We start from the raw sequence: 26,623 nt of genomic DNA, 5'->3' as shown, positions 1-26,623 counted from the left end.
CTCGATTTTTAGTACAAATGGTAACAAAATACATTCCTTCTCCATTATAATTCCAAGAAGTTAGCCGTGTAGATTCTATTCGATATTTGTTTTTGAATAAAGCCATATTTTCCAAATTTATAAATGTAAAACTTGTAGAGACGTTACATGTAACGTCTAAAGAGTGTCGATACCTAGAGATATTGAAACCAACAACCATGCATAACATCTCTACACATAAACCTTGCAATATATAACGTAGAGACCTTACATGTAACGTCTAAAGAATATCCATACACAGAGATACTGAATCCAACAATCATGCATAACATATTCACACATAAACCTTGCAAAATCTAACGTAGAGACGTTACATGTAACGTCTAAAGAATATCCATACACAGAGATACTGAATCCAACAATCATGCATAACATATTCACACAAAGACCTTGCAAAATCTAACGTAGAGACGTTACACTTAACGTCTAAAGAATGTCGATACATAGAGATATTGAAACCAACAACCATACATAACATCTCCACACATAAACCTTGCAATATATAACATAGAGACCTTAAATGTAACGTCTAAAAATATCGATACATAGAGATATTGAAACCAACAACCATACATAACACATCCACACAAAAACCTTGCAATGTAAAACTTGTAGAGACCTTACATGTAACGTCTAAAAATGTCGATACCTAGAGATATTGAATCCAACAATCATACATAAATCATCCACACAAAAACCCTGCAATGTCTAACGTAGAGACCTTACATGTAACGTCTAAAAATGTCGATACCTAGAGATATTGAAACCAACAACACATAAACCTTGCAATATATAACATAGAGACCTTAAATGTAACGTCTAAAAATATCGATACATAGAGATATTGAAACCAACAACCATACATAACACATCCACACAAAAACCTTGCAATGTAAAACTTGTAGAGACCTTACATGTAACGTCTAAAAATGTCGATACCTAGCGATATTGAATCCAACAATCATACATAAATCATCCACACAAAAACCTTTCAATATATAACGTAGAGACGTTACATGTAACGTCTAAAGAATGTCCATACCTAGAGATATTGAAACCAACAATCATACATAAATCATCCACACAAAAACCCTGCAATGTCTAACGTAGAGACGTTACATGTAACGTCTAAAGAATGTCCATACCTAGCGATATTGAAACCAACAATCATACATAATCATCCACACAAAAACCCTGCAATGTCTAACGTAGAGACGTTACATGTAACGCCTAAAGAATGTCGATACATAGAGATATTGAAACCAACAACCATACATAACACATCCACACAAAAACCTTTCAATATATAACGTAGAGACGTTACATGTAACGTCTAAAGAATGTCCATACCTAGAGATCTAATTTATATCCATAATTCTAATTTGGTTTGAAGACGTTGCATGCAACGTCTCTACGTTTCGTTTCATTCATTATTGATTTTCGTAATCAAAATCAGAGAGAAGTTGGATAAGATGGGCTTCTGCTTTTTCGAGGGCATCGTATGTTTCTCCTTTTGTTTGGATAAAACCGCCTGCCTGTAAAGTAATAAATGTACTAACCCCTTTCAAAGATTCGTCGATAATTGGATTTGCCTTGTCAGAATCTTCTTCCGAAAGTTTAGCACGAATACTACCTGCAATAAGATTCGCATTATCGCTTATGGAAATAGCCAATGTATCCATCAAACTAAATGTTCTGGCTTGATTAGATGTTATTTTCCAATCAATAAGAGCTTTAGCCAAACCTTTTATCCATTCTTCTCGAAGAGGTTTAGGAGCTACTAAGCATTTGCCAAATACATTTTCTGAATCAATCCAACCCTCTGAACGAAGTTTTTCAATAGTAGAATCTGACATTTCAGGCTCAAATGAATTAACCGAAACGGAAAAAAGCCTCCTTAAATCAATAGCAATATCAGAAACAAATAAACCAGTTGCTCTTTTATTATCTGGAATCCATTTACGGCTTAAACTTCTGTCTTTGCCTTCCAAAAATGCAACAATCTCATCATCTTCTAATTCATTCCCTTTTTCATCTCGAACAATGACCAAGTTATTAGGTCTATCGCTTCTGTCAAATGACGCATTTTCAGTATAAGTGCCAGCTAATAAAGGGTGTAATGCTCTCATCGCTGAGATTGATAAGGGACTTCTTCTTTTAAGGGTTCGGTCTTTTCCTCCTTTAGCTGCTTTCATCCAACCGCCAAATAGTTGGTCTGCATAAGTTGGGTCGCAAGTACCATAAACCTCTCCTTCTTTTAATTCTTTTTGTTTTGTAACATCAAAAAGAAATGTGGTAGGTGATGGCGTTTGTTTTATTTCAGAACAAAGCGAATCAATCAATGAACGTTTTATCTGTTGTCCACTTGAATAAGGGATTCTTCTATTAAATTGAGTGTCGTAATAATACTTTTGTCCATCAGACACACAAAACACCGTGTGTTCAGCTCTTTTTAAAGTTCTAATATAAATCGTTGTTATTGTAGTTTATATTTTTAAGATTTTTTTCAAGAAATGCGTAATCAAATTTTAATAGAGTACAGAAATACCCAAATTCTTCATTGGTCATTAGATGTATTTCGTCTTTTAATTTTTTTATTCGCTCCAAATCATTGGTATCTAAGTCTTTAACCATAACAGTTAAAGCATCTATAAAACCTTTTTTAGTTTTGGATGCAAATAGTTCCTTATTAATTAAGGTAGGTCTTTCCATTCCTTTAGACCCATTTCTATACCTCTGAATAGTCTCCGCTATCTCAAGGGTATAATCTGTTATTTCTTCTTTGTTTTTTGAAAGCATTGCTACTAACCAAGTTTTATATGCGAAATAATTTATTGTATCTTCTTCTTTTTTGAATGATATAGTTTTGTCGCTACTCATGAAATCTTTTAACTTTTCAGGACGTAAAGCTTGTAAACCAATACTTCCAAGTTCACAAGCACGTTTTATGTGCATGCCGAAAAGTGCCTCAAACTTCTTTTTATCTGTGTTTGCCGAACCAAAAAGCTGTTTATAAACTTCTATTATTCTTGTCCCTGATTTGAAATAAAAAGGTATAAATCCAATGGTTTTGTTAGTCTGTCCCAAACCATAAACATATCCTGTTAATTCTCCTTTGGGATATAATTGAGAAAGACTAAAAAATAACTCTGACCAATTCACAGTATTGACTTCTACCAATGTAGAACCAACTTCAAAAATCTTATTGTTGGTTAGTTCTGCAAAATCAAAATCTTCTCTAAATAAATCTTCATCAAGAGAGTATTTTAGCCACTGTCCATTCCAAGTATTTATTTGATTTCCTCGTAATTTATCCAACCCATCATCTTTAAGGTATTTACGATATACTTTCCATCCTTCAAATGTTTGTAACGTAATAGCAGGGTCATCAAACAAAATTGTAAAACCTCCCGCAACACCAATGCCTAAGCCACTACCTATCCATGAAAGGTAAACATCATCAACCGTGGTAGGAATAATCAAATCACTAACTAAGCCCGACGTACTTGCGTATTCTTTAGATTCAGAAGCAGGAAAACCAATAGCAAAACTTGCATCTGGTTCATTATTTTCTACCTTCTCGAATAAGTTTTCAAGTTTTTCCTTTCTTTCAGTATAGGTTAAAGTTTCAGGCTTTTGTCCAGTTTTCATTTGTACAAAAGGAGAGTTTGTAACCCATTGCATATACTTTGAATGATTATAAAACAATTCAAAATATACCTCTTCAAAAAACTCTTTTGGCATTTTTTGAGTCTGATATTTTTGATTATATGCCTCTAAAAATGTCTTTCCAACTACTGTTGTTATCATAATATTTGATATTTAGAGTTAAAATTTCCTTCCTTTATTTCTCTTATAAAAAGCCCCATTTCTTCACTGTAAGCTTTGTCTGGTATAATGAACGGGCGGTTGCCTTTTTCAATCTGGTTCATTTTGCACACAGAAAAATATCGCACAGGAATTTCTAATTCGAGCCTTCTTTCAAAATAAGATTTCTCATACTCCTCTTGGTCTGCCTCTCTGATGCACGAAACTGAATCAATATCAAGTAATTCAAAGAGAATCGATTTGCTATTATGAGTAAGGCAATCAATAGTCATTCTACCATCTTCTTTGAATATGGCATGTTCTTCAATTTTCATAAAATTGATTTCCGTGAAAACTTGGTCTATTTTTGCTTGTAGATTTCTTTCTTTAAGTATCTCTCCATCTTCGAGAACTTCAAATGTCCGTTGCAGCGTCTCTAACTCATACGGTTTCGCTTCTTTCTCAGTGTCAGGCGGAGCAATGACATATACATCCTTAATTTTGCCAATCGTGTCTTCTGTTCTTTTTCTATTAATTCTACCAAATCGTTGAACAAGTGCATCCAAAGGTGCGGTTTCTGTTACCATTATATCAAAACTAATATCTAAGCTAACTTCTACAATCTGAGTAGAAACGACAATACAGGCTTTATTTGATGTATTGAATAAATTGATAGAAGCACCTTGTTCATCTAAGCCTAACAAGTCTTTTTCTTTACTATTTCTATCACCTCTTCTAAATCTACTATGTAATAATAACGTTGGTGTTTTTGGGTAAAGCTCTTTAATCAAGGCATATACCTCTTGTGCTTTGTCAACGGTATTGAGAACAATTAGAACTTTTTCATTATTAGTCACAGCATTGGGAATCAATTGTTTAGTGAAATCAAAAGACTCTACTTTGTGAACTCTATGACGGTCAAATTTATCTAATTCGTCAGGTGGCAAGCTTGTTTCCAATACATTATCTCCTAATAACTGAAGAATTCTGGTATAGAGGATAGTTGGCATAGTAGCCGTTCCAATGTGAATTCTGCAATCAATTTTATTTAAAACCTCAATAAGTTTCAAAACAATGGCTTGTGAAATACCTGAGTATGTATGAATTTCATCGAGAATAATATCACAACCTTTCAAGTCTAATAATAAGGCTTCATAACCTTTCAGCCCAAAAGCAACAGCCGCTAATTGGTGAGGAGTCAAGATTTTTACGGATGAGCCAAATAATGACTGTAAAACACTTTCTTCTTCATCTTTCCCTCTCTTTACAACACTTGAAGCGGCGTGTAAAACCCTAATATCCAAATCAGGATTTGTACTTTCGAGAAAGTTTGCTACTCTTTTAAACATCGCATTGATAGATGCTTGGAAGGGTAACGTATAAAAAACTCGTCCTCTACATCTTTTAAATAGATAGTCTGTTTTTCCTGCACCCGTACAAGCTACAACAATCGTATGTCTTTTTTCAGAAGTAAAGTTTTTAACTTGAGATAATGGATATAGCTTACTTTCTCTCTGAAAAGAAGATAGATTAGGCGACTTGAATAATCTATCTAAATTCTTTTCTGTATCATGAATTAGTGCAGAGGCAAAATGGTCTGCCCCCATTAACACACCACGCCATTCCGAATAACCACGTTGCTTTACTTTCTTCTTACAATACTTGATAACGTATTCAAGATTGTCTAATGCTTCTTCTTTGGAAATGGAGGTTGCGACTATACCAAAATGATTGAATAAGGCAACTCCTCTATCACTCCATTTATTCCATTTTCCTAAATGATGGTCTAAATAGTCATAACCTTTATCTAAATCAAGCAATCCTTTTTCTCCACTATCATTCTTGACAGATTTATGATGACCGACTACCATCTCAATTAATATATCTCATTCTGATTTAGGAAATACAGACAAAAAGAAAAGAGAGCCTATCTCGTGCCTGTAAGTTTTTCCTTTTACCCCTTTGCTTAACAAACGTTCTTGAAAAGTAGGATGAGCTTTTCCTATATCGTGAAGAATAGCCCCTTTATAGGCTAAATTTTGGTCTAATCCCAAATGGTTAGCAAATTTTTGGGCAGCAATAGCTACATGATGTAAGTGGTCTTCTAAGCTCGTCCATTCTGGACCTGATTTTGCGTATAACTTTTCCATTAGAATTGTTTTACAGGTGTTCCTACTATTTTTAACCAGCCATACATAGGTTCATTTGTAACACGATGATACCCCACCATAAACGCTTTTTCGTTTTTCTCGAACATTAACTCATAGCCCGAAAAACGCTCTGTATCTTCGTCAAATTGATTGATGAAAATTTCTTCTGTTGATACAGGAAATAACAAATCTTCATTTCTACACAAGCAAATGTGTTGCGTAAATGCTCTTTGGGCATCTTCCTTTGTGTTGAATACCAGAAATAAGTCGGGTTCAAGTAGTACTCCTCTCAATAAAATGGCTTTGGGTCTATCGAATAAAACCTGTTTTCCCTGACGAGTAGAATTCCATCCTCTTGTTTGTATTACCTCCTGTTGTGAATTAATTTGAGCGTAGGAAAGTCTATATCTTACAATTTTTTTAATTCCATTTTCCCCCAACAACTCAGGAAATAGCTTTTTCTCAATACCTTCAACAATTGAAGGAGTAAGAAACTGTTGCGAAAATGTTTCGCTATCTCTTACCGCAGTCCACGGCTTTATAAAACCGAATTGTCCGCTGTATTTAACTACATAATATTTTTCCATTGTATCTTAAATTAATGAGCCAAAGCCAATACCTGTTGAATTTCCTACGCCGACATTCCATGCAAATGCCAGTTGTTCGGGAGTTCCGTTAATGATTACGGGACATATCGAGCCTTTGTTGAAAATGCCTTTGTAGGTAACTCCTTTAGTCGTTGGATTTTGATACGATTCATCAAACTGAACAGAAACATCTTCATACAACAATCCAGCATCATTCAGTTTATGTTGTAAGCTCTCGGTCAAAAACTGATTTGCTTCTTCATCATTATAATAGAAGAATTTAGCCCCTTTTTCTTCAGCTTGCGAACGCTTGATAAAAACAGGGCTCCCAACCAAAAAGCGACGCTGAGAGGAAAATTCAGGCTCATTTTCAAGAGTCAAAGCCTTGATTTTCATTCCCCAACCAAAGTCATTGTCTTGCTGAATGCTTTTTATTAGCTGTTTTATAAGTGAACTATCATAACAACTAATAAAAAACTGACTTCCAGTTTTAAAATTTAAACCTTTGCTCCCTTCTTGGCGACCATTTTTTAGCCAAGAAAAAGAATAAAGAGATAACTTATCGTGTATCTCATTTTTGCCAAGCCAATAGTGTAATTTACTGACTTGCTGTTCCTGATAATTAAACGGAACGATAGTTGTATTTTTTGATAATTGAATATGTAAACGCATATATTTGTTTTCTATATTTTCTAATTTCTAAATTTCATATTTCAAACCTACACCCCTACCTACCGCACTATTCCCCATACCCCTAAAAATTTATTTTCCCAATATGCCTTCTGATATGTTCAATAAGGCTTTCGGGTTCTATTATTTCCACAATATGCTCGTGATAGCCCAAAATAAAATTGGTCAGCCCGAAGAACTTTTCGTTGACATTGCATTCAAAATCATAAACGCCCAACTCATCGGCTGAGGGTTGCAAATAGGCTTGTGTCAATGGAAACCTTTCTATTAACTCATTGTACCCTCCCACTCGTAGGCGAATATGCACCCTAACTTTGTCATCATTCACAATCCTAAATGGGTCGGTTGCCGTTACATAATGTTGGTTTTCGTAGCGCCAATCAGCTTCTAGCAACTCTACACGCTCAATTCTCGAAATACGAAAATGACGAATCGCCTTCTTCTCTACTTCAAAAGCGTGAAGAATATCTTCTTTTACACTTACCTGAAACGGTTCCACCTGTCGGTCGGTTACTTCACTGCTGTTGGTTGAGCGATAGTTAATGAGTTTGACAATCTTTTTTTCTTGCTTGGCTTGCTCTAACAAGTTGGCTTTTGAGAGAAAAGTCCTTGAGAATAAGCTACTTCCCAATTTTGACACATCATATATCGTATTGAGTTTTTCTTGCATGCGCTTGTTTTTTTTCTCCGAAGCTTTGGCATTATTGGCTAGGGCTTCTATCAAGATTTCTTTCTCTGCTTCGGTAAAAAACAACATATCTTCCAAATGTTCCATAGGCTTATTGGGAACAATGGCATAGCGATATTTCTTGTCATATTGAACATCAAAACCTGCATCTTTCAATTCCTCAAAATCTTGGGTAATTGCATCATTCTTAACGTTGAACTTCGTTTCCAACATTTTTTTGGTGTATTGGTACGGACTCTCAATGAGGAGTTTGAGAATCGCCAATAAGCGGTATTTTGGACTATTGTCATTAAACTTATTCATAGTTATTGTCAAAAATAGTGTGTGCTATTAATTACCTCTCCCAAACCTCCACAGAACCACAACCAACTGCACAGTATTTCCCTAAGCCTCCCAAAAATCCTATTTCCAATAGTTTGGAAGGGGCAGTTACTTCGAAGGTAAAGTTATGATAACCAATGACTTTTGTTTCATCTTTAAGCTTTCCTTCTTTTACGAAGAAACCTCGTTTCTTCACTTTCGTAGGGTCTGATATAAGCTTAAATTTCACTAAGCTCTGGGCAGTGGTACTATCTATTTGCAAACTTTCGTTTCCTTCGATGGTGCGGTATCGGTCAACCAAATTGATAGCAAAAAACTCGCTGTAACGTTCGTCTGTTGGACTTAAATATTGGTCTAATCCTTCTTCTTTTCTCGCTACCACCATAGGTGAAATGGTTCTGAACGACTTCGTTACGACTTGATTACCTGCGAACGCATCGAATGGATTAGGCAATGCTTCTACGTTGGTTACGATAAAGTTGGCGCGGTAGTCGCGATTGAATAAACTTACCTCCTGATTCTGAAATAATCCAACAATAAATCCTTCGGCTGCCTTGTCGATGTAGAACGATACAACTAACGAAACACTGTCCGAACTGAGCTGTATATACGTGTCGCCAGATTTGATAGGTTTGGTCTTGCCTAGTTGTAATGAGGAAAATGTAAAGTGCTTAAAACTTTTATGGCTATTGGGCACTGCATAACCTTGATTATGCAAAAAGGAAGCATACGATTGGTCTGCCTGATACAAGATTTTATATAACCAAGCTTGTAAGGGATACTGATAATTGAAAAGTAGCTTTTGTCTATCTTCAGTAGGTTTGAGATGTAGCCTGAAATCTCATTTTTTGGCGTAAATTTTGAGTTTTATAATGGGTTCTTAAGGTGATATAAATGTAGAAAGATTTCTTGTTTAATAAAAAGGAAAACAAGAAATCTTATTTTGTGGATTTAGGTTTGATCTCAGCATTTCGAAATCCTATTTTAGCCCTGAACAAAATGTCATAAAATCGGAAAACAATCTATATCATCGTTTTTCCCATATCATGATACAACAATATTTTCCAATTTTCTTCTTGGGCTTGTTGCTTCCATTGAGTTCTTAGATCTCTGGCTTTTTTACCATCATAATCCGATTTGTAGGCAATGCTATGTTGCCAGTAACTTTCCTGTGGAAGATTATCTGAACCAAAGAAATAGGTTTCTGTATCATCCTTCATCCAAAATACTTGCAAATAGGGCGAATGTCCCCCCACCACTTGATAGGAGATTTCAGGTGTGAGATTTCCGCTATCTTCATTCATCCAAACCATGTTAGACAAATCTTGTAATGGCATCAATTTCTGGAAATTATAAGAGGAACTTTGCGTTTGCAATAGCGCATATTCATACTCTCTCTTTTGTCCAAAAACTTGGGCATTAGGAAAATTTAATTGGTATTTACCTTCTTTGATTATTCCCAAACCATCGATATGATCTTTATGAAAATGCGTCAGAAATACCTTGGTTATTTGCTCGGGTGTAATGCCTTCCTTGGCTAACAAATCCTTGATAATAGGGCGTCCTAAGTTTTCATGCCCCGAACCTGTTTCGATAAGGATATAATCCGTATTGGTAATTACCAGAAAAGGTTGCACTGCTAGTTTTAAACCTTGCTCGTTTATGGCGGAAGTCAATGGGATAAACGCTCGATTTTTATCGACAAAATAATTGCCTTCTTGTAAAGGAATAATTTTCATATTTTCAAGTGGATTTTGAGCCTATGCGCTTAGTAAACGACTCTTATTCAATATCTTATTTCTCAAAACCACCATGGTAATGATATTGATAAATGCCAAAACTACCAGTAAACCTACAAATTTTTTGACACTAAAATGAGCAATCATATAGCCGCTCAATAAAGGTGTCAGTGCTTGTGCGACCATCGGTAATCCCGCTAACCTACCCATGATTGTTGCATACGAGTCGGCACCAAATATCCATAGAGGTAATGTGCCACGCAAAATTGAACGCATCCCATTCCCTAAACCAAAACAAATGACAGCTAAAAATGAAATTTGATGATGCATCAAAAATAAAATCAGCCCTACAAAAATGGTTACTGACGATACCAAGGCTGAATTTAAAGGTGTTTTTTTAGGTAAGATTGCATCTAAAAATCGTATTCCCACTTGACTTGGCCCAAGCATAGCACCTACACTTATAGCCATAGTCAGGGGTAGTCCATTGTCGTTGAGTATTTCTACTAAATGGACAGAAATTCCTGTCATCAGGATAGAACCAATGGTAAAATTTACTAAAAGTATCGTGAACACACTAGTGTTTTCTAAGCCTGTCGGGACTGTTTCTTGAATGCTCAGTGAGACATTTTCCTCTTCTCCAATTTGTACTTTTTCAGGAATCAAGAGTTTATGAACTGGAAAAACCCAAACGATGAGAATTCCTGCATACACAAAACAAGCGTTGCGCCAGCCATAATGATTCAATAAAAATGAAAGCAATGGCCATACAACCGTTGTGGTAAACCCTGAAATTAAGGTAACTTGCACAATAGATTTACGGGCAATTTTGCCATATTTTTTCCCTAATGTAGCAAAAAGTGCATCATACAATCCCATCGCCATAGCTACTCCTACCACACACCAGCCTAATAAAAATAGCAAAAAATGACGGGATAAACCTATGATAATAAGCCCCGCTCCCATGACAAATCCTGCATATAACAAATTGTAATTTCTTGCGATTGTATCAATCATTTTTCCCACCTTCGAAGCCAACATTCCTGATACCAACATTGCCAAAGACAAGGCGCCATACACTAATTGGTGCGACCAGCCTGTTTCTGCAACAATAGGTTTAGCCCAAATAGCCAACAAGAAAAATGAGCCACCCCAAAGCAAGATTTGGGTAAACCCTAGGATAAAATTTTTCGGTAATGAAACCGCCTTATATTCGATATTCATGAATTGGGATGTTTTACGTTATGCAACATTCTTCTCAATATCATCCACACTCTAGAAATGCTTCATGATTACGCTACAAAGTTGTAGAGAAGTTTTAAATTCGTAAAACGCTTTTTTTCTATCACATCAATCGGTATTTTCGATTTAGAAAAACCTTCTCGATTTCGGATTTCGGATTTCGGATGTTTGATTTCGGATTTATAATAAATAAACCAAAATAGGGAATCTCCTAAAACAAACACCCATTCGAAATTCACTAACTCACAATTCAAAATTCACAACTCACTCAATACCCATGGAGCTTCGACAACTAAAATACTTTCTCAAGGCTAAAGAGTTACTCAATTTTACCGAAGCGGCAGAGCAACTCAATATCAGTCAAAGCACTCTTTCTCAGCAGATTAAGCAGCTAGAAGATGAGCTGGATATACCCTTATTTAATCGTATTGGCAAACGCGTTACACTTACTGAAGCAGGTGCATTATTTGCGGATTTTGCCTTTCAAAGTATCAATAAGGCACAAGATGGATTGCTGATGCTGAGGGACTTGCACAATTTTCAAACTGGGAAAATTACCATTGGTGTAACCTATGGGCTACGATATGTTTTGACTCCTGCACTAATTCTTTTTGCGACGCAATACCCACAAATTAAGATAAAAGTCGTATTTGGCACTTCCGAAGAATTGATTGATAAATTAAATCATTTGGAACTTGATTTTGCGTTAAGTTTTTTTGGAGATATAGCAGTTGAAAAACATTTTGACTATCAAAATCTATTTTGCTCACCTATGACAGTTGTGACCGCACCAGATTCGGCATTGGCACAAAAGGAGATAATCACTTTGGAACAGATTACACAATATCCATTGGTTCTTCCAGCCAAAGGATATATGACAAGCAAATTTGTGCATGATTTATTCGAGCGCCACGCTCTATCGCCCAATATTGCAATTGAAATCAATGATATTCCGACTTTGCTAGAATTGGTCAAAACAGGGAATTGGCACACGATTTTGGCAAAAACGTCTGTCAGCCAGAAAGACGGCTTGGCAACAATTCCGCTGTTGGGTGAAAATATGGACCGAACGGCTATGATTATTTCAATGAAAGAAGTTTATCAGAAAAAGGCTGTTAAAGAATTTTATCAAATTCTGCACGAGGAAATTAACTTGTAGGCCGATTTTTTCGTTGCATTTTACAGGTTAAGTAGTAGGAAAGATTAAATCAATAGTATAACTGAGGCAAAATTTGACTATAACCTTTTGATTATGAATATCTTCAAAAAACCAATATACTGTTAACTAATAACGTTTCCCTACTTAGTTTGATTTTTTATAACTTTACTTCATGGAAAAGGTTCATACTTTAGAAGATTTTTACAAGAATAGTACCAACTGTTTACCCGAAAACCTCCGCAAAGACGTGGGGCATTTCAACGTATTCAAGATGGAGGATTATATTGGTAAACCCACAAAATCGGTGCCATATAGTCGCAAGGACTACTATAAAATTTCGTTGATTATCGGCAACAATATATATCACTACGCTGACAAATCGATTGAAATAAAGTCTGCTGGAATATCGTTTGCCAATCCGATGATTCCTTATAAAATCGAACGAATTGGAGAAACTCAGCGCGGCTATTTTTGTGTGTTTACAGAAGCTTTTTTGAATCAAATTCCTAATATCAAAGAGTATCCTATTTTTAAGCCTGGCAGCTTTCCTATTTATAATCTTGATGAAGAACAAATTGAGGAATTTCGACTAATTTTTGAACAGATGTCTGCTGAAATAAATGTCGATTATGCCTTCAAATATGATTTTTTGAGAGCATTAGTGCAACAGGTTATTCATAAAGCTATGCGTTTGTTGCCCAATGATAATATCCAAAAACATACGCATTCGGCTAATAATCGCATTACCTCTTTGTTTGTGGAATTACTCGAAAGGCAATTTCCGATTGAATCGCCCTTGCAAAGAATGAAACTACGCATTCCTGCTGATTTTGCTGGGCATCTTTCCATCCATATCAATCATCTCAATCGTGCTTTGAAAACGGTTACGGGCAAAACTACCTCCCAGTTGATTCAAGAAAGAGTTTTGCAAGAGTCACAAACCCTCCTCAAACATACTGATTGGAATATTGCTGAGATAGGATACGCCCTTGGGTTTGACGACCCTTCGCATTTTACCTCCTTTTTCCGTCGTGCGTTGCAAACCACCCCAAAGTTATTCCGAGAAATCTAAATTGTTTGATTTTTTATAGTTTATGTTTCGTTTGGGATAACTGTACACAAGAGTTTTGTAAGAAATTTGCATCAGATTTTTAGTAAAAACTTTTTCAAAAACTAATAAAACAAAACCTATGAAATACAATTATGTAGGCGAAACTGGACTTTTAGTATCAGAATTATGCCTCGGAACTATGACTTTTGGCGGAAAAGACGCTGGCATTTGGGGAAATATTGGTCAACTCCAACAAGAGGAGGTCAATCAATTAATCAAAGCGGCGATTGATGCAGGCATTAACTTTATCGACACTGCCAACATTTACTCTTTTGGGCAATCTGAGCAATTACTCGGACAGTCGCTTATTGACCTCGGTATTCGTCGTGACGAAGTTGTCATTGCGACCAAAGTATTAGGACGAATGAATGATGCGCCCAATAGTGCTGGGCTTTCTCGCTATCATATTTTCAACTCGATTGATGCTAGTTTAAAACGCCTCCAAATGGATTATGTGGACATTTTGTATGTTCATGGCGTTGATCCTCGTACTTCGGTAGAGCAAATTGTACATACCTTGAATGATGTGGTAAATGCAGGAAAAGCTCGTTACATTGCCATTTGCAACTGGCCTGCATGGATGGTGGCAACGGCTCAGGAGATTGCAAAAAGCCACAACTGGCATCATTTCATTGGTTTACAATACTATTACTCGGCTGTTTCGCGCGATATAGAGCATGAATTAGTACCCATGGCACAGCATCACAAATTAGCCATCTTCCCTTGGAGTCCATTGGCTGGTGGTTTCTTGAGTGGCAAATATACTCGTCAGCAGGTAGTAGCTGGTTCGAGAAGAGAGAATTTTGATTTTCCTCCAATCGATAAAGAAAAAGCTTATGACTTGGTAGATGTTATGCAGGAAATTGCAACAGCACATCAAACTACTGTGGCACAAGTAGCTTTGGCATGGGTTCGCCATCAACCAGGTGTTACCAGTACGATTATCGGAGCTAAAACAATTACTCAGTTACAAGACAATATTGCTTCGACACAAATACAGCTTTCGGCTGAGGATTTGCAGAAAATTGATACAATAAGTCCGCTTCCAATGCAATACCCTAGCTGGATGGTAAAACGCCAAGGAGATTATAGAAATAATTGAGCGATTATTCCTCGCGAAATTAACTTGTAGAGACGCAATGATTGCGTCTAAGGATGTGTCATTGGAATATAGAATCAAACAAGGCGTTCGAAAAACTCGTTTCGAACGCCTTGTTTGATTCTAATACATTTTAAAATAATCACTAAATCAAGAGAATATATCTGTTTAGTTATTTCAGTGCTTCTTTGATTGATAATGCTGCTTGCAATACTGCCACTTTAGACGCTGTAACACCTGAAATCGGGTTCAACATACCGTAGTCATGAATCAAGCCATTATATCTTGCTAAAGTAACTTTTACGCCAGCTTCGTTGAGCTTTCTTGCATAAGCCTCACCTTCGTCACGCAATACATCATTTTCGGCTGTTTGTACCAATGCCTCTGGCAAACCTTTCAATTGCTCTACGGTAGCTTGCAAAGGTGATGCATAGATTTCTTTACGTTTTTCGACCTCTGGCAAGTAGTTATCCCAAAACCATTTCATCATATTTTTAGTCAAAAAGCGACCTTCTGCAAATTCATTGTATGAACCAGTTTCGAAGTTAGCATCTGTAACTGGCCACAAAAGCACCTGTAATTTAATAGCAGGACCGTGGTTGTTTTTTGCCATCAGAGCAATTGCCGCTGACATATTACCTCCTACGCTATTACCGACTACTGCTAAGTTTTTACCATTCACGCCTATTTCTTTACCATGCTCTGATACCCATTGGGTAGCGGCATAAATCTCATTAATAGCGACTGGATACTTTGCCTCTGGCGATGGAGTGTAATCAGGAAAAACAGCCACTGCACCACTATTTACGACCAAGTCACGAACTAGTCTTCTATGCGTCGGATAATCGCCTAATACCCAGCCACCGCCATGAACGAAAATAAATACTGGTGCGTTGGGTTTTACACCTACAGGCTTGGTGATATGCACTTTTACTTTATAACCATTTTGAGAAATCACTTTTTCGGTTTCTTGAATACCTGAATAATCTACCTGAACCGATTTTTGTGCACCAACCAATACTTGACGTGCATCGGCTGGACTAAGTTGTTCGAGTGGTTTACCGTTTCCTGAGTTGAGTGCTTTCAAAAATGGTCTTATTTCGGAAAAAACTTGTGGGTCGTCCTGACCAGCGTAAGGGCGTAACTGTCCAAAAGTTAAATGCGCCGTTAAAGCCAATAAGAGTACTAAAAATGATTTTACAATGGTTAAATCTTGTGTGCTGCCATTAGGTAAGGCAAGTGCTTGAGCTTTCATGTTTTCTATTTGTTTAGTTGTTGTTTTAAATTGATATGACAAAATTACTCCAACGAACTACCCAGATAAAGGCACAAAAGCATACAACTATTGTACTTTTTTCCCTTGAAGGTATTTATTTCTAAAATTAGTCGTCGTATCCCCTACTTTCTGAGCAAAAAGACGATTAAAATAGGCAGGGTCATCATACCCCAAATGATAGGCAATTTCCTTTGCGCTCATTTGGGTATAGGTCAAAAGGCGCTTTGCTTCCAGAATGATACGGTCTTTGATTACTTCATTGGGCTGAGACAAGTGCAGTCTTTTAAATTTATGTGTCAAAGTTTTGGGAGCAAACCCCAACAAGTCGGCGTAGTCAGCAACGCTATGTTTTTCTTTATAATGTATTTCGACTAATCGACTAAAATCTCGATAGAACTCTGTATCGCTACTAGTTCCGTCTTGAACTTGATGTAGTTCTTGCTTTTTCCATATGCGAGTCGCACGAATGATTAACTGTTTTAAATACACCCGTAGCATTTCTTCCTGCCCCGATTCGTTCGTGCTTAGCTCCTCCTCTATTTGTACCCAAAGTTGATTGGCCCATGCTTGTTCACTTGCAGGCAGTTCTACCATCGGCATGTTTTGCAAATTATTAAACAGCAGTCCATCGCAAGCCACCTCGGCATCATGTATCTGAATACAATAAAAATCTCGGTTGTAAAACATCAAATATCCCTTTTGCTCTCCGATTTTATCAATTTGTAAAAACTGATTGGAATTTACAAAAAACAGACTCGGCTCTACAGTTTGGTATTCTTGAAAATCGACCTTTAGTTGGTATCCTTGGGGCAAATACAAAACCTTGATAAACGGTTTGTACAAATCGCTATTAACCGCTGTTAACGTATCCGTTGACAGTCGGACTAAACCTAATTTTTTATAATGTGATTCGAAAATAGAGGGCGTTTGCTGAGTCATATTGAAGGGTTTTAAGGATTCTTTTTATGAAAGAACTATTTCGAAATTACTTACGTTGATTGAGTTTAACAAATCTATAACCCGACCTATGTCTTATTGCAAAGCTATTCAAAATATGCAACCTGCCGACCGTAAGGCCTTGCATGCCCATTATCACGACCATCACTACGGTTTCCCGATCCACGACGATAATGCGTTATTTGGCAGATTGATTTTAGAAATCAACCAAGCGGGTTTGAGTTGGGAAACAATCCTAAAAAAAGAGCAAGCCTTCAAAGAAGCCTACAGTCATTACGATATCGACAAAGTAGCCTCGTACACCGAGGAGGATAGAGAAAGGCTTTTGGCAGATGCAGGCATTATTCGCAATCGCTTAAAAATCAATGCGGCGATTGAAAACGCTAAAAAAATTCAAGTTCTGCAAAAAGAATATGGTTCTTTTGAAAAATGGCTAGAAGCACACCATCCCAAAACCAAGGAAGAATGGGTAAAACTTTTCAAAAAGACTTTCAAATTTACAGGAGGCGAAATTGTGGGAGAATTCTTGATGAGTATTGGCTATCTAAAAGGCTCGCACGATGACGATTGTCCGACACAACAAAAAGTGCTTGCCCAAAACCCTAAATGGGCGGAGGTTTAATGGTGAATTTACTCTAGTTTCCCTCCTTTAAATGGGTTTAGAGGAGGGGAAACTGGGATCCGAAATAGCGACTCATGTTTTTTTCAGCTTCATAAGAACTTTATAAACATGAGAGCCTAATTTTTTAGGATATTCATCATTATTTTCATCTAATCTCATTGCTTGTTCAACAGCAAAATCAACGGTTGGAAGAAACAACTCTGGCTTAGGATTACTTTTATTATACGCACCTAAAATTTCTACTATTTTAGTGTCTACATAATTTTTCTTGCTACTGACTTTTCCATTTTTCAAGATTAAATCAAGCTCCTCCTCATTGTATTCTGATATATCTTTAATGTGTAAAAGTAACCAAAACTCAAAGCAAGGATTACTCACAGCTACAAACATATTTGACTGCTTTTTACATTCTGAAATTATATCAGGAATGTTTTTCCATCTGTCTGTGTCGATTATCATCCAAAGCTCATCCGTATCCTTAAAATTATACTCATCTTTCGCTTCCTTTTTCAGTTTTTTAAAAACGTGATTTGGTGCACTATTGGTGTCTTTTTTAGGTCGTTTTAAAAGATGTAAAAGTATCAAAGCATCATTAAACATCTCTGAGTCTTTAAATTCCTCAAAATAGATTTCTTCTGTATCGTTACCTTCAAAGGCTAAAACTATTATTTTTTCTTTTTCTAAAGAATTGCTTTCTCTAAATAAGTCCTCTCTTTCTCTTGGCATAATTTACAATGAATGATGATTTAAAATTGTAAGCTTATTTCTATTGCCTATGCGAGGTATTGCCTTAAATCTTCCTAATAAATAATCTTTTCTAATTTCTTTGTCGAATCGTACATTATAATCTTCAAGGGAATGAAGTTTACTTGCGCCAAAACTATCTTTTACCACAAACCAAACTTCATCTTTGCGTAATAACTTTTGAGTTAATAGTGATGATTCGTGACTAGCCAAAATAAGTTGGCTATTAATATTTGTAGCTTTTGAAATGAATAAATCGATTAAATCATACATAAGATTAGGGTGTAGACTCCTTTCCATCTCGTCAATAATAAATACATTATCACCTTTTAACAAGTCCATTAAAAGTGGTATAAAATCCATTATTCTATTTGTTCCGTCAGATTCATCACTTGTATCAAACTTTTCTAATTCGTCCTGTCCTCTAACAGAATGCTTAGTCATAAATTTCTCTACAACTAAATCTGTATCTTTAATAGAAAGAAAATAGGTTGTATTTCTATTTGATAGAATTGAAGCTCTTACGTTTTCTGATTTTTTACTTAATAGGTCTTCTTTTATTTTACTTAAAATTGCTTTAGGTACATCTACACTCTCAAAATCAACTTTTTCAAGGCATACACCATTTATACCAGTATCAAAATATTTTAAAAACTGCTCAAATGTTGTTAGTAACTCTTCATCTTGATGCAATTCAAACTTCAAACCTTCATTGTATTTGTCATCTGGAAAAATAACTTTTAACGAGTTTTGAAACCAATCGATCACATTCAGTATATCTTCAATTTTTGAAACATTTTCTTTGACTTTTCGAGTTCTTATTTCGTTTAAAAACAACTGATTATTCGGTGTTCCTTTTGCGATAAATTTCAAAAATTGCTTTTCTTCATCAGATTTGATATTTTTCACAATATTATCCAAATCATATATTTGGTTATTATTGATGTTTCTTTCAAATATTTTCACTTCGCTCTTCAAGCTCACCTCAAATAGCCATTCCTCTTTTATGGCAGTGGAATCAAAAACAAATCCGTAAGCATAATTTTTGCCATTATGTTGAATAACATATTCTATTCTAGAATCTTTATTATTACAATTACTATCTAGTCTAAATTTTTGATAGTCAATAATGGATTCAGGATTGGTTCCTCGTAGTACCAATCTTTTCCCAAATTCAATTGCTTTGATAAGGTTTGATTTTCCAGAAGCATTGGCACCAAATAGTACGGAAGTTTTAAGAACTGAAACTCCTTTGACTTTTGTTGTCTTATGTTCTCCCTTTAGGGTTCCTTTACCTGGCAATAAGGAGAAATTCTGCCTATCGTTAAATGACGAAAAATTCTCTACAGAAAACTTAATTAACATACATTTTAGTTTTATCTGTACAAATTTAGTGATTTTTTCACAAGTAGGAATCTTTCCAACTAGGTTTTAATAGTAAAAACAACGGTATTCTAAGAAAAAACTATGTGCATATTAGCACAAATTACTACTCTAATTATGAGGTTTTAATAACTTTAAACTTAAGCTTTAAAAGCACCTTTTTAAACTAAGATTTCAACAAAAAACACCCCTCCTTTAAATAGATTTAGAGGAGGGGTGATGAGATGAGATGAGATTTAGACATGTAAATCAGTTTGTTCATCCCTATTTATTAATTATTTTTCTATGTTCGCTTTTCAATGTAATGGGCTTTTGCATAAAAACTTTATCAAAAAGCTCAATTTTCTCTTTTAAGCTCATTGTAACGAGCTCTTGATTATTACACCACCATCTGTAAAACTTAATAGGTTCATTCTTGTATGGAACGAGAGCCTTTACTTGTGTATCATAACCTTTAAAATCAATTCGCATATTTAGTCCAAGGCTATCTCGAAAATATTCAAAATGGTTTGCTTTAAGTTTTGAGACTAAAATTTCAAATATTTTACCGTCAATTTTCAATTTATGTTTCTGAAAGGCTGAATGAAAAGAAACAGGATCTTCAACCAACCATTCAGATATTTTCATTGTTCTTATTCCTTGCTCGTTTTCAATAGTCAATAAATTTGTACTATTGTAAAACGTTTCTGAATTCGGTTGAAAAATGTGAATGTTGTTCTTTTCATCTAATTCTGTTGCTTCAGCATTAATGGGTGTAGAATTTTTGTTTAAAAATTCTATGATGTTTAAATTATTTGCTTCGCCACCTTTATGTTTATCCAATAACATATCAACATCTGATCCAAGGAAAAAATCCTCTACAAAATCCCAACGTTCATCGTTTGAGAAACTGCGTAAAAAGAAATGATCAAAGATCTGATTGCTCAAATCATGTCTTTCTAAAGTTTTTGATAATAGAGTATTATTGTAACTATTATTGTTTGAATCTCTTTCAATTCTTAATGGATCATTTATACGAATGAAAACCATTGGATTTTCTCCGCCTTTTATTTCAAAAGTTCCAAGCTCAAGCATTTCTAAAAAGTATCCAAGTCTTACATAGTTTATTGAGTTGGATTCTTTATTTGTTACATATCGATTTACTACATACTCGTCTGTATTTCCAAACAAATTGTTTAGTCTATTTGTAAGCGCAGTAAAACTTGCTAAATATTGATTATTAAAAATTCTGTATTTATAACCATCAATTTCTCTGCGTTGTTGTAAAAAAGCATTTGCTTCTATTACACCTGGCTGAATTAATCTACCTGAATATGAAGAAAGAATGAATTTGCTGATTTTTTCAGCTTTTACCTCGTCATTTAAAAATTTACTTAATTCAATTTCCAATTCTTTTTGATTGAAAAATGAACCTTCAAAATTTGCGAAAATTGTTTGAATGTTTACAAATAACGATTGTAGATTTTGATACAAATTATTGAATGTGCCAATTCTTTCAAACGATATTTTAAGTTGAGGAATTACTTCAATTCCATCGTTTCTGAATAAATAACCTGTGTAGAAATCACGCTTTACTATTGGAAAACTTTTGTCATTAAAATTCTGATACCACAATTTGTCTAAATCAATTTCAACAATATTATTCCCATTTTCTAAGGAACAGATATGAGTAAATGTGTTTGAATATTTTGTATTGTAAATTGATAGATGTTGATCTGAAATTCTTGCAAAAACTCGAACAAATAACTTCTTTGGTCTTGCAATAATCACGTTAAATCGAGTTTTTGCTAAATAATCTTTTTCGATCATCATCAAAGCCGTCAAAACTTTTTGGTCAAGGTCAGGAGCATTTTCAAAAATGTGTCCAAAGTCATCTACTGATAAAAGCAGGTTTCTGCTTTTATTGTTTTTGATGTATGCTTTGTGTATTTTTTTAAGAACTTCTTTTATTTGATATTGTCTTAAGGCAGACATTCCATGAAGTGCTTTTGTAAATCTTTGATCTTGAGAAGAATAGTTTAAAGCTGCAAATCCTTTAATTTCTGGTTTTCGTGCAACTCTACCAATTTCTTGAACATAATCAGGTAATAAACCCGAAGGTGCGTGATGATAAACCAACTCGATGTCGGAAATATCTACACCCATACCAAATGCTTTGGTAGAGATCATTATTTTTTTCTGACCACTTTTGAATTGTCTAAATGAAAATTCCTTTTGTTCAGCAGGCATTGCTCCATAATATCCTGTTGCAATTTCAAGATTGTCATTGTTGAGTTTGTCGATTATTTGACGAATATGTTTTGTGTAAGGCGTATAAACTAAAGTTTTTAAGCCAACTTCATTTATTTTTTGATGAAATCAACTGTTTGAGCAAGTTTGTTGCTTTCATAATTCGCTGAAAAACGATCATGATTATTTACAGCAAATGTTATGTCACTTCTTTTAACTTGTCCAATAAAAACGTGTGGATTATGCATTACTAAACTATCAATACTATCAAAAACCATATCGTTAGCACCACCATAAATAGCTGTTGCAGTTACTGCAACCATTGGAAACCTTAAATTGTGATATTTCCTTACTTTTCTAACGTGATTTCCTAAAAACCAATAATCAACACGAAAATCTCTACCCCAAGTTGTAATTAAGTGTGCTTCGTCAATTACGAGTAGACCAAGTTTTCTTTCGCCAATAAAATGTTTAATGTCGTAAGACATAAAAAGTTCAGGCGACATATACAAAATGTCAATTTCACCACTTTGGCAATTTTCTATAACTCTTTCACGATCTATTAAACTTAATTCACTATTCAAATAGGCAACTTTATCAAAATTACGATCTGTAATAATTGCATTTACTTGGTCTTTCATTAATGCAATTAATGGCGAAATAACAATAGTAATGTCGCCACTTTGAGAAACGTAAAATGCTGGCAATTGAAAAAGAAGAGATTTACCTGCACCGGTAGGTGCAGTTAAAAACAAATCTCTTCTTCTTTCATTTCTTTTTGAATTTTCGTATTCCTTAATAATTGTTTCGACAATTAAGCCTTGTGAAATTTCTGATACTTGATTTCCTACATTAGGATTTCGATAAACCTTTAAACCTCTAAACTCTGCTTTTTCTCCCCAAAACTTTAAAAGTAAATCTTTTGTCGATTGATTAACTTGATAGTTTTCTTTTATTATTTCTTCTTTTAAAAGGCTTAACGAACCTCCAAAAAGATTTAAAACATAGTTTACCTTTTCAACATTTTTTAATATTGAGCTATTGATTGGCTGTTTTGGATAGATTTTTACAATTGCTTTTTTTTGAAGATTGTTTTCTAAAATGCAGGTATTTAAAAAGAAGTCCAATGCCGTTTGATCTGAGCTAATATCAATATTTTCAAAATCAGAATTGTCTGATTCACTAAGTTCAGTCTTTTCTTCAAAAAGATTTATAGTAGTAAAGTCATCGTTCAACGTCCTTACAGAATAGAAGAAATAATCTTTTATTTGAATTTGTTCTGCCTGATAAATAGGGATTTCTTCTGGTCTTGCTTCTATATTTTCATCACTACTTTCTTCTAAATATTCATTTCTGGTAATCGGAAAGAGTCGTCTTAAATTATCTTGTATAATAATTACTCTGTCTTTAAAAAAAGAGCTGTCAATATAGTTTATTAAGTAGCTAAATTGAGCATAAGAGAGTACATGAAAAGAATTTTCGAAATTTAGTTTTGTAAACATGGTAATAAACCATGGTTTATTAAAAAGTTCTTCGTTTCCATTTAAATGGAAAGTCTCAACATCTGTTATATTGGTGAGTAAATCAGATTTGTCAATTAAGTCTGTTTGTCCAAGTACAACATATATTTTATTCGTTCTCTTTGCACTTTGCTCTCTTAAGATTTGAATTATTTTGTTAGAGTAGAATTCTGAAAATGTCATAGTGTTTTTAAAAGTGTTTGAAAATGTTTCGTAACTAATACTCATCCCAAGATACAAAAAATCCCACTCCTTCACACAAGAATTCCCCCCCCAACAACTTTCTTACCCAACATCAATATACCAACAAAACCCTGACAGAAATATCCATTTCCATCAGGGTTCGTGGCATAATTTGCTTTTCTGACACTCTAAAACTTCGTACCTACCGCTATGTGTGTACTTACCGATATACGATTCCAAGCATTGATTGCGACTGCTACCATGATGATTTGGGCAATGTAATCTTCTGAGAAGTATTTCAAGGCGTTTTGGTAGGTTTCTTCTGTCAAACCTTTTTCACTGATGGGCGTAATGTCTTCTGTTATGGCTAATACCGCTTTTTCCTCTTCCGTAAATAGGTCAGTTTCGCGCCAAGCATCTAGTAATAGTAGGCGTTGTATTGTTTCACCATTTTTGAGGGCGTCTTTGCTATGCATATCGATACAAAAAGCACAATGGTTGATTTGAGAGGCACGCAACTTGATAAACTCTTTGTGAGTTTTACTTACTGATGTCGTTGCCAAATATTGTTCTAATCCGTACATGGCTTTCCAAGCCGCTGGCTGTGATGCGTGAATTTTTACTCTAGTTGTCATGGTATGATGTCATTTGTCGTTTAAAAATATCCTTCGAATTTTGTTTTAATATTCGTCGCTGGACTACATGACAAAGTTCACTTTTTGACTACAGAAAAAACTTAAACCAGTTTAAGAACGCTCTAATACTACTTTTTTTCTACGGTTTTTTTCTTACGAAGTTCACTCAAATACTCTGGAGAAAAACCCAGAAATGAGGCCAATACTTTCTGTGGAATACGCTGAACAAACTCAGGATATAGTGAAGCAAAATGTTCATAGAAAATGTCTTTTGACATCGTATAAAGGTATTTGACGCGAAGCAAAGAAGCTGAATACGCTCGTTGGTAGACTTTTCTAAAATACCTTTCCAACTGGGGAACCTCACACAAGAGTTTTTCCAAACTTTCACTAGTAATTGCCATTACCTCCACTTTTTCGAGGGCTTGTATACTAAAACCCGATTCTCCAGATTTTTCGAAAGCTATCAGGTCGGTCATCCACCAAGTTTCGAGCGCAAATTGAATAGTTTGCTCCTGCCCTTTTTCATTGATAAAATACAATCTCAAACAGCCTTTCGACACAAAAAATAAGTTTTTGCAAATATTACCTTCTTGTATCAAATGTTCTTTTTTAGCAAAAGTTTGTAGTTGAAAATGACTTAATACGGTTGCTACTTGTGCTTCAGTCAAATGAACGTGTTTGTTTATATGTACAATTAATGGATGGGTGGACATGGCTTGAGAAGTTCTATTTTTCAGAGGGTAAAGATATTGAATATTAAGAGATGACTTCCTAAAAATTTAAACAAGATTATCAGTAAATCATTACTGATTCCTGCTTTATGGAGATAAAACAAGAGATCCCCCTATAAAATATAAAATCAATTAACTGTTGAAAACAATGTGTTTATTCCAAGTCAATTAACTAACAACAAAACAAATGTTTTCACAAAAATCCGTTTTCTCACTCTGCCTGATAACAGCAGTAAATTTGACTGCTTTTTCTCAAGTAAAAAATTCTTTTAAGTTTGATTTTGGCACTGGCGCTGTTGCCAAAGGGTATCAAGCTGTTGGTCCAAGTGACTATTATTCAAAGACTAAAGGCTTTGGTTTTATGCCCAATGCTAAAATCTCATCCGAAAATCGAGCTACTAAAGATGCACTTTCTTCAGATTTTTGCACCAGCAATACTCCATTTTTCTTTACAGTCGATGTTCCAGAAGGAAATTATGATGTTCAAGTAATCTTGGGCGATGCCGAGGGGACTTCTTCTACTAGCATAAAAGCCGAATGTCGCCGATTGATGTTAGAAAAAGTAGAGACCGAAAAGGGAAAATTTGTCACTGAAAACTTTACAGTAAACGTCCGCTATCCCGAAATTTCAGATTCTTCTAGCGTGAAACTTAAACCTAGAGAAAAGGAGTATTTACATTGGGATCACCAACTAACGCTTGAATTTAATGGCAAATCACCCAAGGTTTGTGCTTTAGAAATCACGCCAGCATCGAGTAAGATTCCAACCGTATTTTTGGCAGGAAACTCCACCGTTGTTGATCAAGCCATAGAACCATTCGCCGCTTGGGGTCAAGTGATTCCAAGTTTTTTCCAAGCAGGAAAAGTAGTTTTTGCCAACCATGCCGAATCTGGCGAAACCATTAAAAGTTTTACTTCTGAAAAACGTCTTGAAAAAGTCATGAGCCAAATCAAAAAGGGTGATTATTTCTTTATGGAGTTTGCGCATAACGACCAAAAGCCAGGCTCTGGACTCAAATCACAAACGACCTATAAAGAATATTTGGTCAGTTTTATCAAAAAAACACGTGAAAAAGGCGCTATTCCTGTGTTGGTTACCTCTATGCACCGTCGTAGATTTGACGAAAATGGCAAAATCATTAATACCCTTGAAGATTTTCCAGACGCTATGCGTCAGGTGGCCAAAGACGAAAATGTTGCATTAATCGATTTAAACAAGATGAGCAAAACGCTTTGGGAAACACTCGGTGTAGAAAACTCTAAAAAAGCTTTTGTTCATTATGAAGCAAATACCTTTCCGAATCAAGAAAAAGCGATTCATGACGACACACATTTTAGTAATTACGGGGCATTCCAATTGGCAAAGTGTATCGTAGAAGGAATTAAATCCAATCATTTAGGGATTGAAAAATATCTTAACAAGGATTTTAAAGCTTACAATCCAGCTCAGCCCGATGATTTGAATACATGGGATTTCCCAGTGAGTCCTTTGGTCTCAGTAATTAAACCTGATGGTAACTGAATAGAGTGGTGAGTTGTGAGTGATGAGTTGTCCTTTGTCCTTGCCTAAAATAGGTTGCCCTGAATTTTTAGTCAAGGACAGCCCCTAATTCACCATTAGGGTTGTACGAAGGATTATAAAACTGTTTCTTTCGGATATCGGATGTTGGATTTCGGAAGAGTAAGCTTCTATATTTTATAAAAAATA

The 26,623-nt window shown here is 35.2% G+C and carries 22 protein-coding genes and 1 pseudogene; 5 read left to right on the top strand and 18 right to left on the bottom strand.

The window, feature by feature from the left end:
- Nucleotides 1–1,469 precede the first annotated feature (1,469 nt).
- From BWI92_RS10625 to BWI92_RS10585, 10 genes and pseudogenes are all read right to left on the bottom strand, one after another.
- Nucleotides 1,470–2,465, bottom strand: a complete 996-nt coding sequence (locus BWI92_RS10625; protein ID WP_229362950.1) for a CRISPR-associated protein Cas7 — start codon at nucleotides 2,463–2,465, stop codon at nucleotides 1,470–1,472.
- A 34-nt stretch (nucleotides 2,466–2,499) separates the two neighbouring features.
- Nucleotides 2,500–3,690, bottom strand: coding sequence for a hypothetical protein (locus tag BWI92_RS10620; protein WP_217903402.1), 1,191 nt, complete (start codon nucleotides 3,688–3,690; stop codon nucleotides 2,500–2,502).
- 155 nt (nucleotides 3,691–3,845) lie between these two features.
- Nucleotides 3,846–5,717: a CRISPR-associated helicase Cas3' gene (cas3, locus tag BWI92_RS10615; protein WP_217903401.1), complete on the bottom strand. Its 1,872-nt coding sequence runs from the start codon at nucleotides 5,715–5,717 to the stop codon at nucleotides 3,846–3,848.
- Nucleotides 5,718–5,732: 15 nt separating this feature from the next.
- Nucleotides 5,733–5,996, bottom strand: a complete 264-nt coding sequence (locus tag BWI92_RS27730; protein ID WP_217903400.1) for a CRISPR-associated endonuclease Cas3'' — start codon at nucleotides 5,994–5,996, stop codon at nucleotides 5,733–5,735.
- Complete coding sequence (locus tag BWI92_RS10610; RefSeq protein ID WP_095162943.1) at nucleotides 5,996–6,583, bottom strand: hypothetical protein; 588 nt, start codon at nucleotides 6,581–6,583, stop codon at nucleotides 5,996–5,998. Before BWI92_RS10610 ends, BWI92_RS27730 begins: the two co-directional genes overlap by 1 nt.
- A gap of 6 nt (nucleotides 6,584–6,589) precedes the next feature.
- Nucleotides 6,590–7,255: a CRISPR-associated endoribonuclease Cas6 gene (cas6, locus tag BWI92_RS10605; RefSeq protein WP_095162941.1), complete on the bottom strand. Its 666-nt coding sequence runs from the start codon at nucleotides 7,253–7,255 to the stop codon at nucleotides 6,590–6,592.
- An 82-nt stretch (nucleotides 7,256–7,337) separates the two neighbouring features.
- The gene (locus tag BWI92_RS10600) at nucleotides 7,338–8,264 is read right to left on the bottom strand and encodes a YafY family protein (RefSeq protein ID WP_095162939.1); all 927 of its coding nucleotides are present in this window, start codon (nucleotides 8,262–8,264) and stop codon (nucleotides 7,338–7,340) included.
- A gap of 31 nt (nucleotides 8,265–8,295) precedes the next feature.
- Nucleotides 8,296–9,063: pseudogene (gene cas6 / locus BWI92_RS10595) on the bottom strand (CRISPR-associated endoribonuclease Cas6); the annotation flags it as partial.
- A 241-nt stretch (nucleotides 9,064–9,304) separates the two neighbouring features.
- The gene (locus BWI92_RS10590) at nucleotides 9,305–10,021 is read right to left on the bottom strand and encodes an MBL fold metallo-hydrolase (protein ID WP_095162934.1); all 717 of its coding nucleotides are present in this window, start codon (nucleotides 10,019–10,021) and stop codon (nucleotides 9,305–9,307) included.
- 21 nt (nucleotides 10,022–10,042) lie between these two features.
- Nucleotides 10,043–11,245 (bottom strand): MFS transporter, encoded by a 1,203-nt coding sequence (locus tag BWI92_RS10585; RefSeq protein WP_095162931.1) that lies wholly within the window; start codon nucleotides 11,243–11,245, stop codon nucleotides 10,043–10,045.
- 295 nt (nucleotides 11,246–11,540) lie between these two features.
- On the opposite strand from BWI92_RS10585, the gene BWI92_RS10580 reads away from it, so the two are divergent.
- From BWI92_RS10580 to BWI92_RS10570, 3 genes are all read left to right on the top strand, one after another.
- Nucleotides 11,541–12,422, top strand: a complete 882-nt coding sequence (locus BWI92_RS10580) for a LysR family transcriptional regulator (RefSeq protein ID WP_095162929.1) — start codon at nucleotides 11,541–11,543, stop codon at nucleotides 12,420–12,422.
- Nucleotides 12,423–12,594: 172 nt separating this feature from the next.
- Entirely contained in the window at nucleotides 12,595–13,494 is a 900-nt protein-coding gene (locus BWI92_RS10575) for an AraC family transcriptional regulator (RefSeq protein ID WP_095162926.1), read from the top strand.
- A gap of 118 nt (nucleotides 13,495–13,612) precedes the next feature.
- A complete protein-coding gene (locus tag BWI92_RS10570; RefSeq protein ID WP_095162924.1) occupies nucleotides 13,613–14,635 on the top strand; it encodes an aldo/keto reductase in 1,023 nt (340 codons plus the stop codon).
- Between the two features lie 169 nt (nucleotides 14,636–14,804).
- Here the strand turns inward: BWI92_RS10570 and BWI92_RS10565 are convergent, their stop codons facing one another.
- Nucleotides 14,805–15,887 carry an alpha/beta hydrolase gene (locus BWI92_RS10565; protein ID WP_095162922.1) on the bottom strand — a complete coding sequence of 361 codons (1,083 nt, stop codon included), beginning with the start codon at nucleotides 15,885–15,887 and terminating at the stop codon, nucleotides 14,805–14,807.
- An 87-nt stretch (nucleotides 15,888–15,974) separates the two neighbouring features.
- A complete protein-coding gene (locus BWI92_RS10560) occupies nucleotides 15,975–16,847 on the bottom strand; it encodes an AraC family transcriptional regulator (RefSeq protein ID WP_095162920.1) in 873 nt (290 codons plus the stop codon).
- Nucleotides 16,848–16,935: 88 nt separating this feature from the next.
- Here BWI92_RS10560 and BWI92_RS10555 point away from each other — a divergent pair, with 88 nt between their 5' ends.
- Nucleotides 16,936–17,487: a DNA-3-methyladenine glycosylase I gene (locus tag BWI92_RS10555; protein ID WP_095163370.1), complete on the top strand. Its 552-nt coding sequence runs from the start codon at nucleotides 16,936–16,938 to the stop codon at nucleotides 17,485–17,487.
- A gap of 72 nt (nucleotides 17,488–17,559) precedes the next feature.
- Here BWI92_RS10555 and BWI92_RS10550 read toward each other — a convergent pair whose 3' ends face one another.
- From BWI92_RS10550 to BWI92_RS10525, 6 genes are all read right to left on the bottom strand, one after another.
- On the bottom strand, nucleotides 17,560–18,213 hold the full coding sequence (locus BWI92_RS10550; RefSeq protein ID WP_095162918.1) for an RloB family protein: 654 nt from the start codon (nucleotides 18,211–18,213) through the stop codon (nucleotides 17,560–17,562).
- Nucleotides 18,214–18,216: 3 nt separating this feature from the next.
- Complete coding sequence (locus tag BWI92_RS10545; RefSeq protein WP_095162916.1) at nucleotides 18,217–19,596, bottom strand: ATP/GTP-binding protein; 1,380 nt, start codon at nucleotides 19,594–19,596, stop codon at nucleotides 18,217–18,219.
- A gap of 282 nt (nucleotides 19,597–19,878) precedes the next feature.
- Nucleotides 19,879–21,960, bottom strand: coding sequence for a helicase-related protein (locus tag BWI92_RS10540; protein ID WP_095162914.1), 2,082 nt, complete (start codon nucleotides 21,958–21,960; stop codon nucleotides 19,879–19,881).
- Nucleotides 21,957–23,546 carry a DEAD/DEAH box helicase gene (locus tag BWI92_RS10535; RefSeq protein WP_176464391.1) on the bottom strand — a complete coding sequence of 530 codons (1,590 nt, stop codon included), beginning with the start codon at nucleotides 23,544–23,546 and terminating at the stop codon, nucleotides 21,957–21,959. The genes BWI92_RS10540 and BWI92_RS10535 overlap by 4 nt, the downstream gene beginning before the upstream one ends.
- Nucleotides 23,547–23,734: 188 nt before the next feature.
- The gene (locus BWI92_RS10530) at nucleotides 23,735–24,181 is read right to left on the bottom strand and encodes a carboxymuconolactone decarboxylase family protein (protein ID WP_095162910.1); all 447 of its coding nucleotides are present in this window, start codon (nucleotides 24,179–24,181) and stop codon (nucleotides 23,735–23,737) included.
- Between the two features lie 128 nt (nucleotides 24,182–24,309).
- On the bottom strand, nucleotides 24,310–24,897 hold the full coding sequence (locus BWI92_RS10525) for a Crp/Fnr family transcriptional regulator (protein ID WP_095162908.1): 588 nt from the start codon (nucleotides 24,895–24,897) through the stop codon (nucleotides 24,310–24,312).
- 205 nt (nucleotides 24,898–25,102) lie between these two features.
- Between BWI92_RS10525 and BWI92_RS10520 the strand changes: the two genes are divergently transcribed.
- A complete protein-coding gene (locus BWI92_RS10520; RefSeq protein WP_141234745.1) occupies nucleotides 25,103–26,437 on the top strand; it encodes a rhamnogalacturonan acetylesterase in 1,335 nt (444 codons plus the stop codon).
- Nucleotides 26,438–26,623 lie beyond the last annotated feature (186 nt).

The organism is Flectobacillus sp. BAB-3569, from assembly GCF_002270355.1.
Classification (GTDB): domain Bacteria; phylum Bacteroidota; class Bacteroidia; order Cytophagales; family Spirosomataceae; genus Flectobacillus; species Flectobacillus roseus.
Note: the sequence above shows the minus strand (reverse complement) of the source record. Positions and strands in the feature narration are given on the sequence as shown.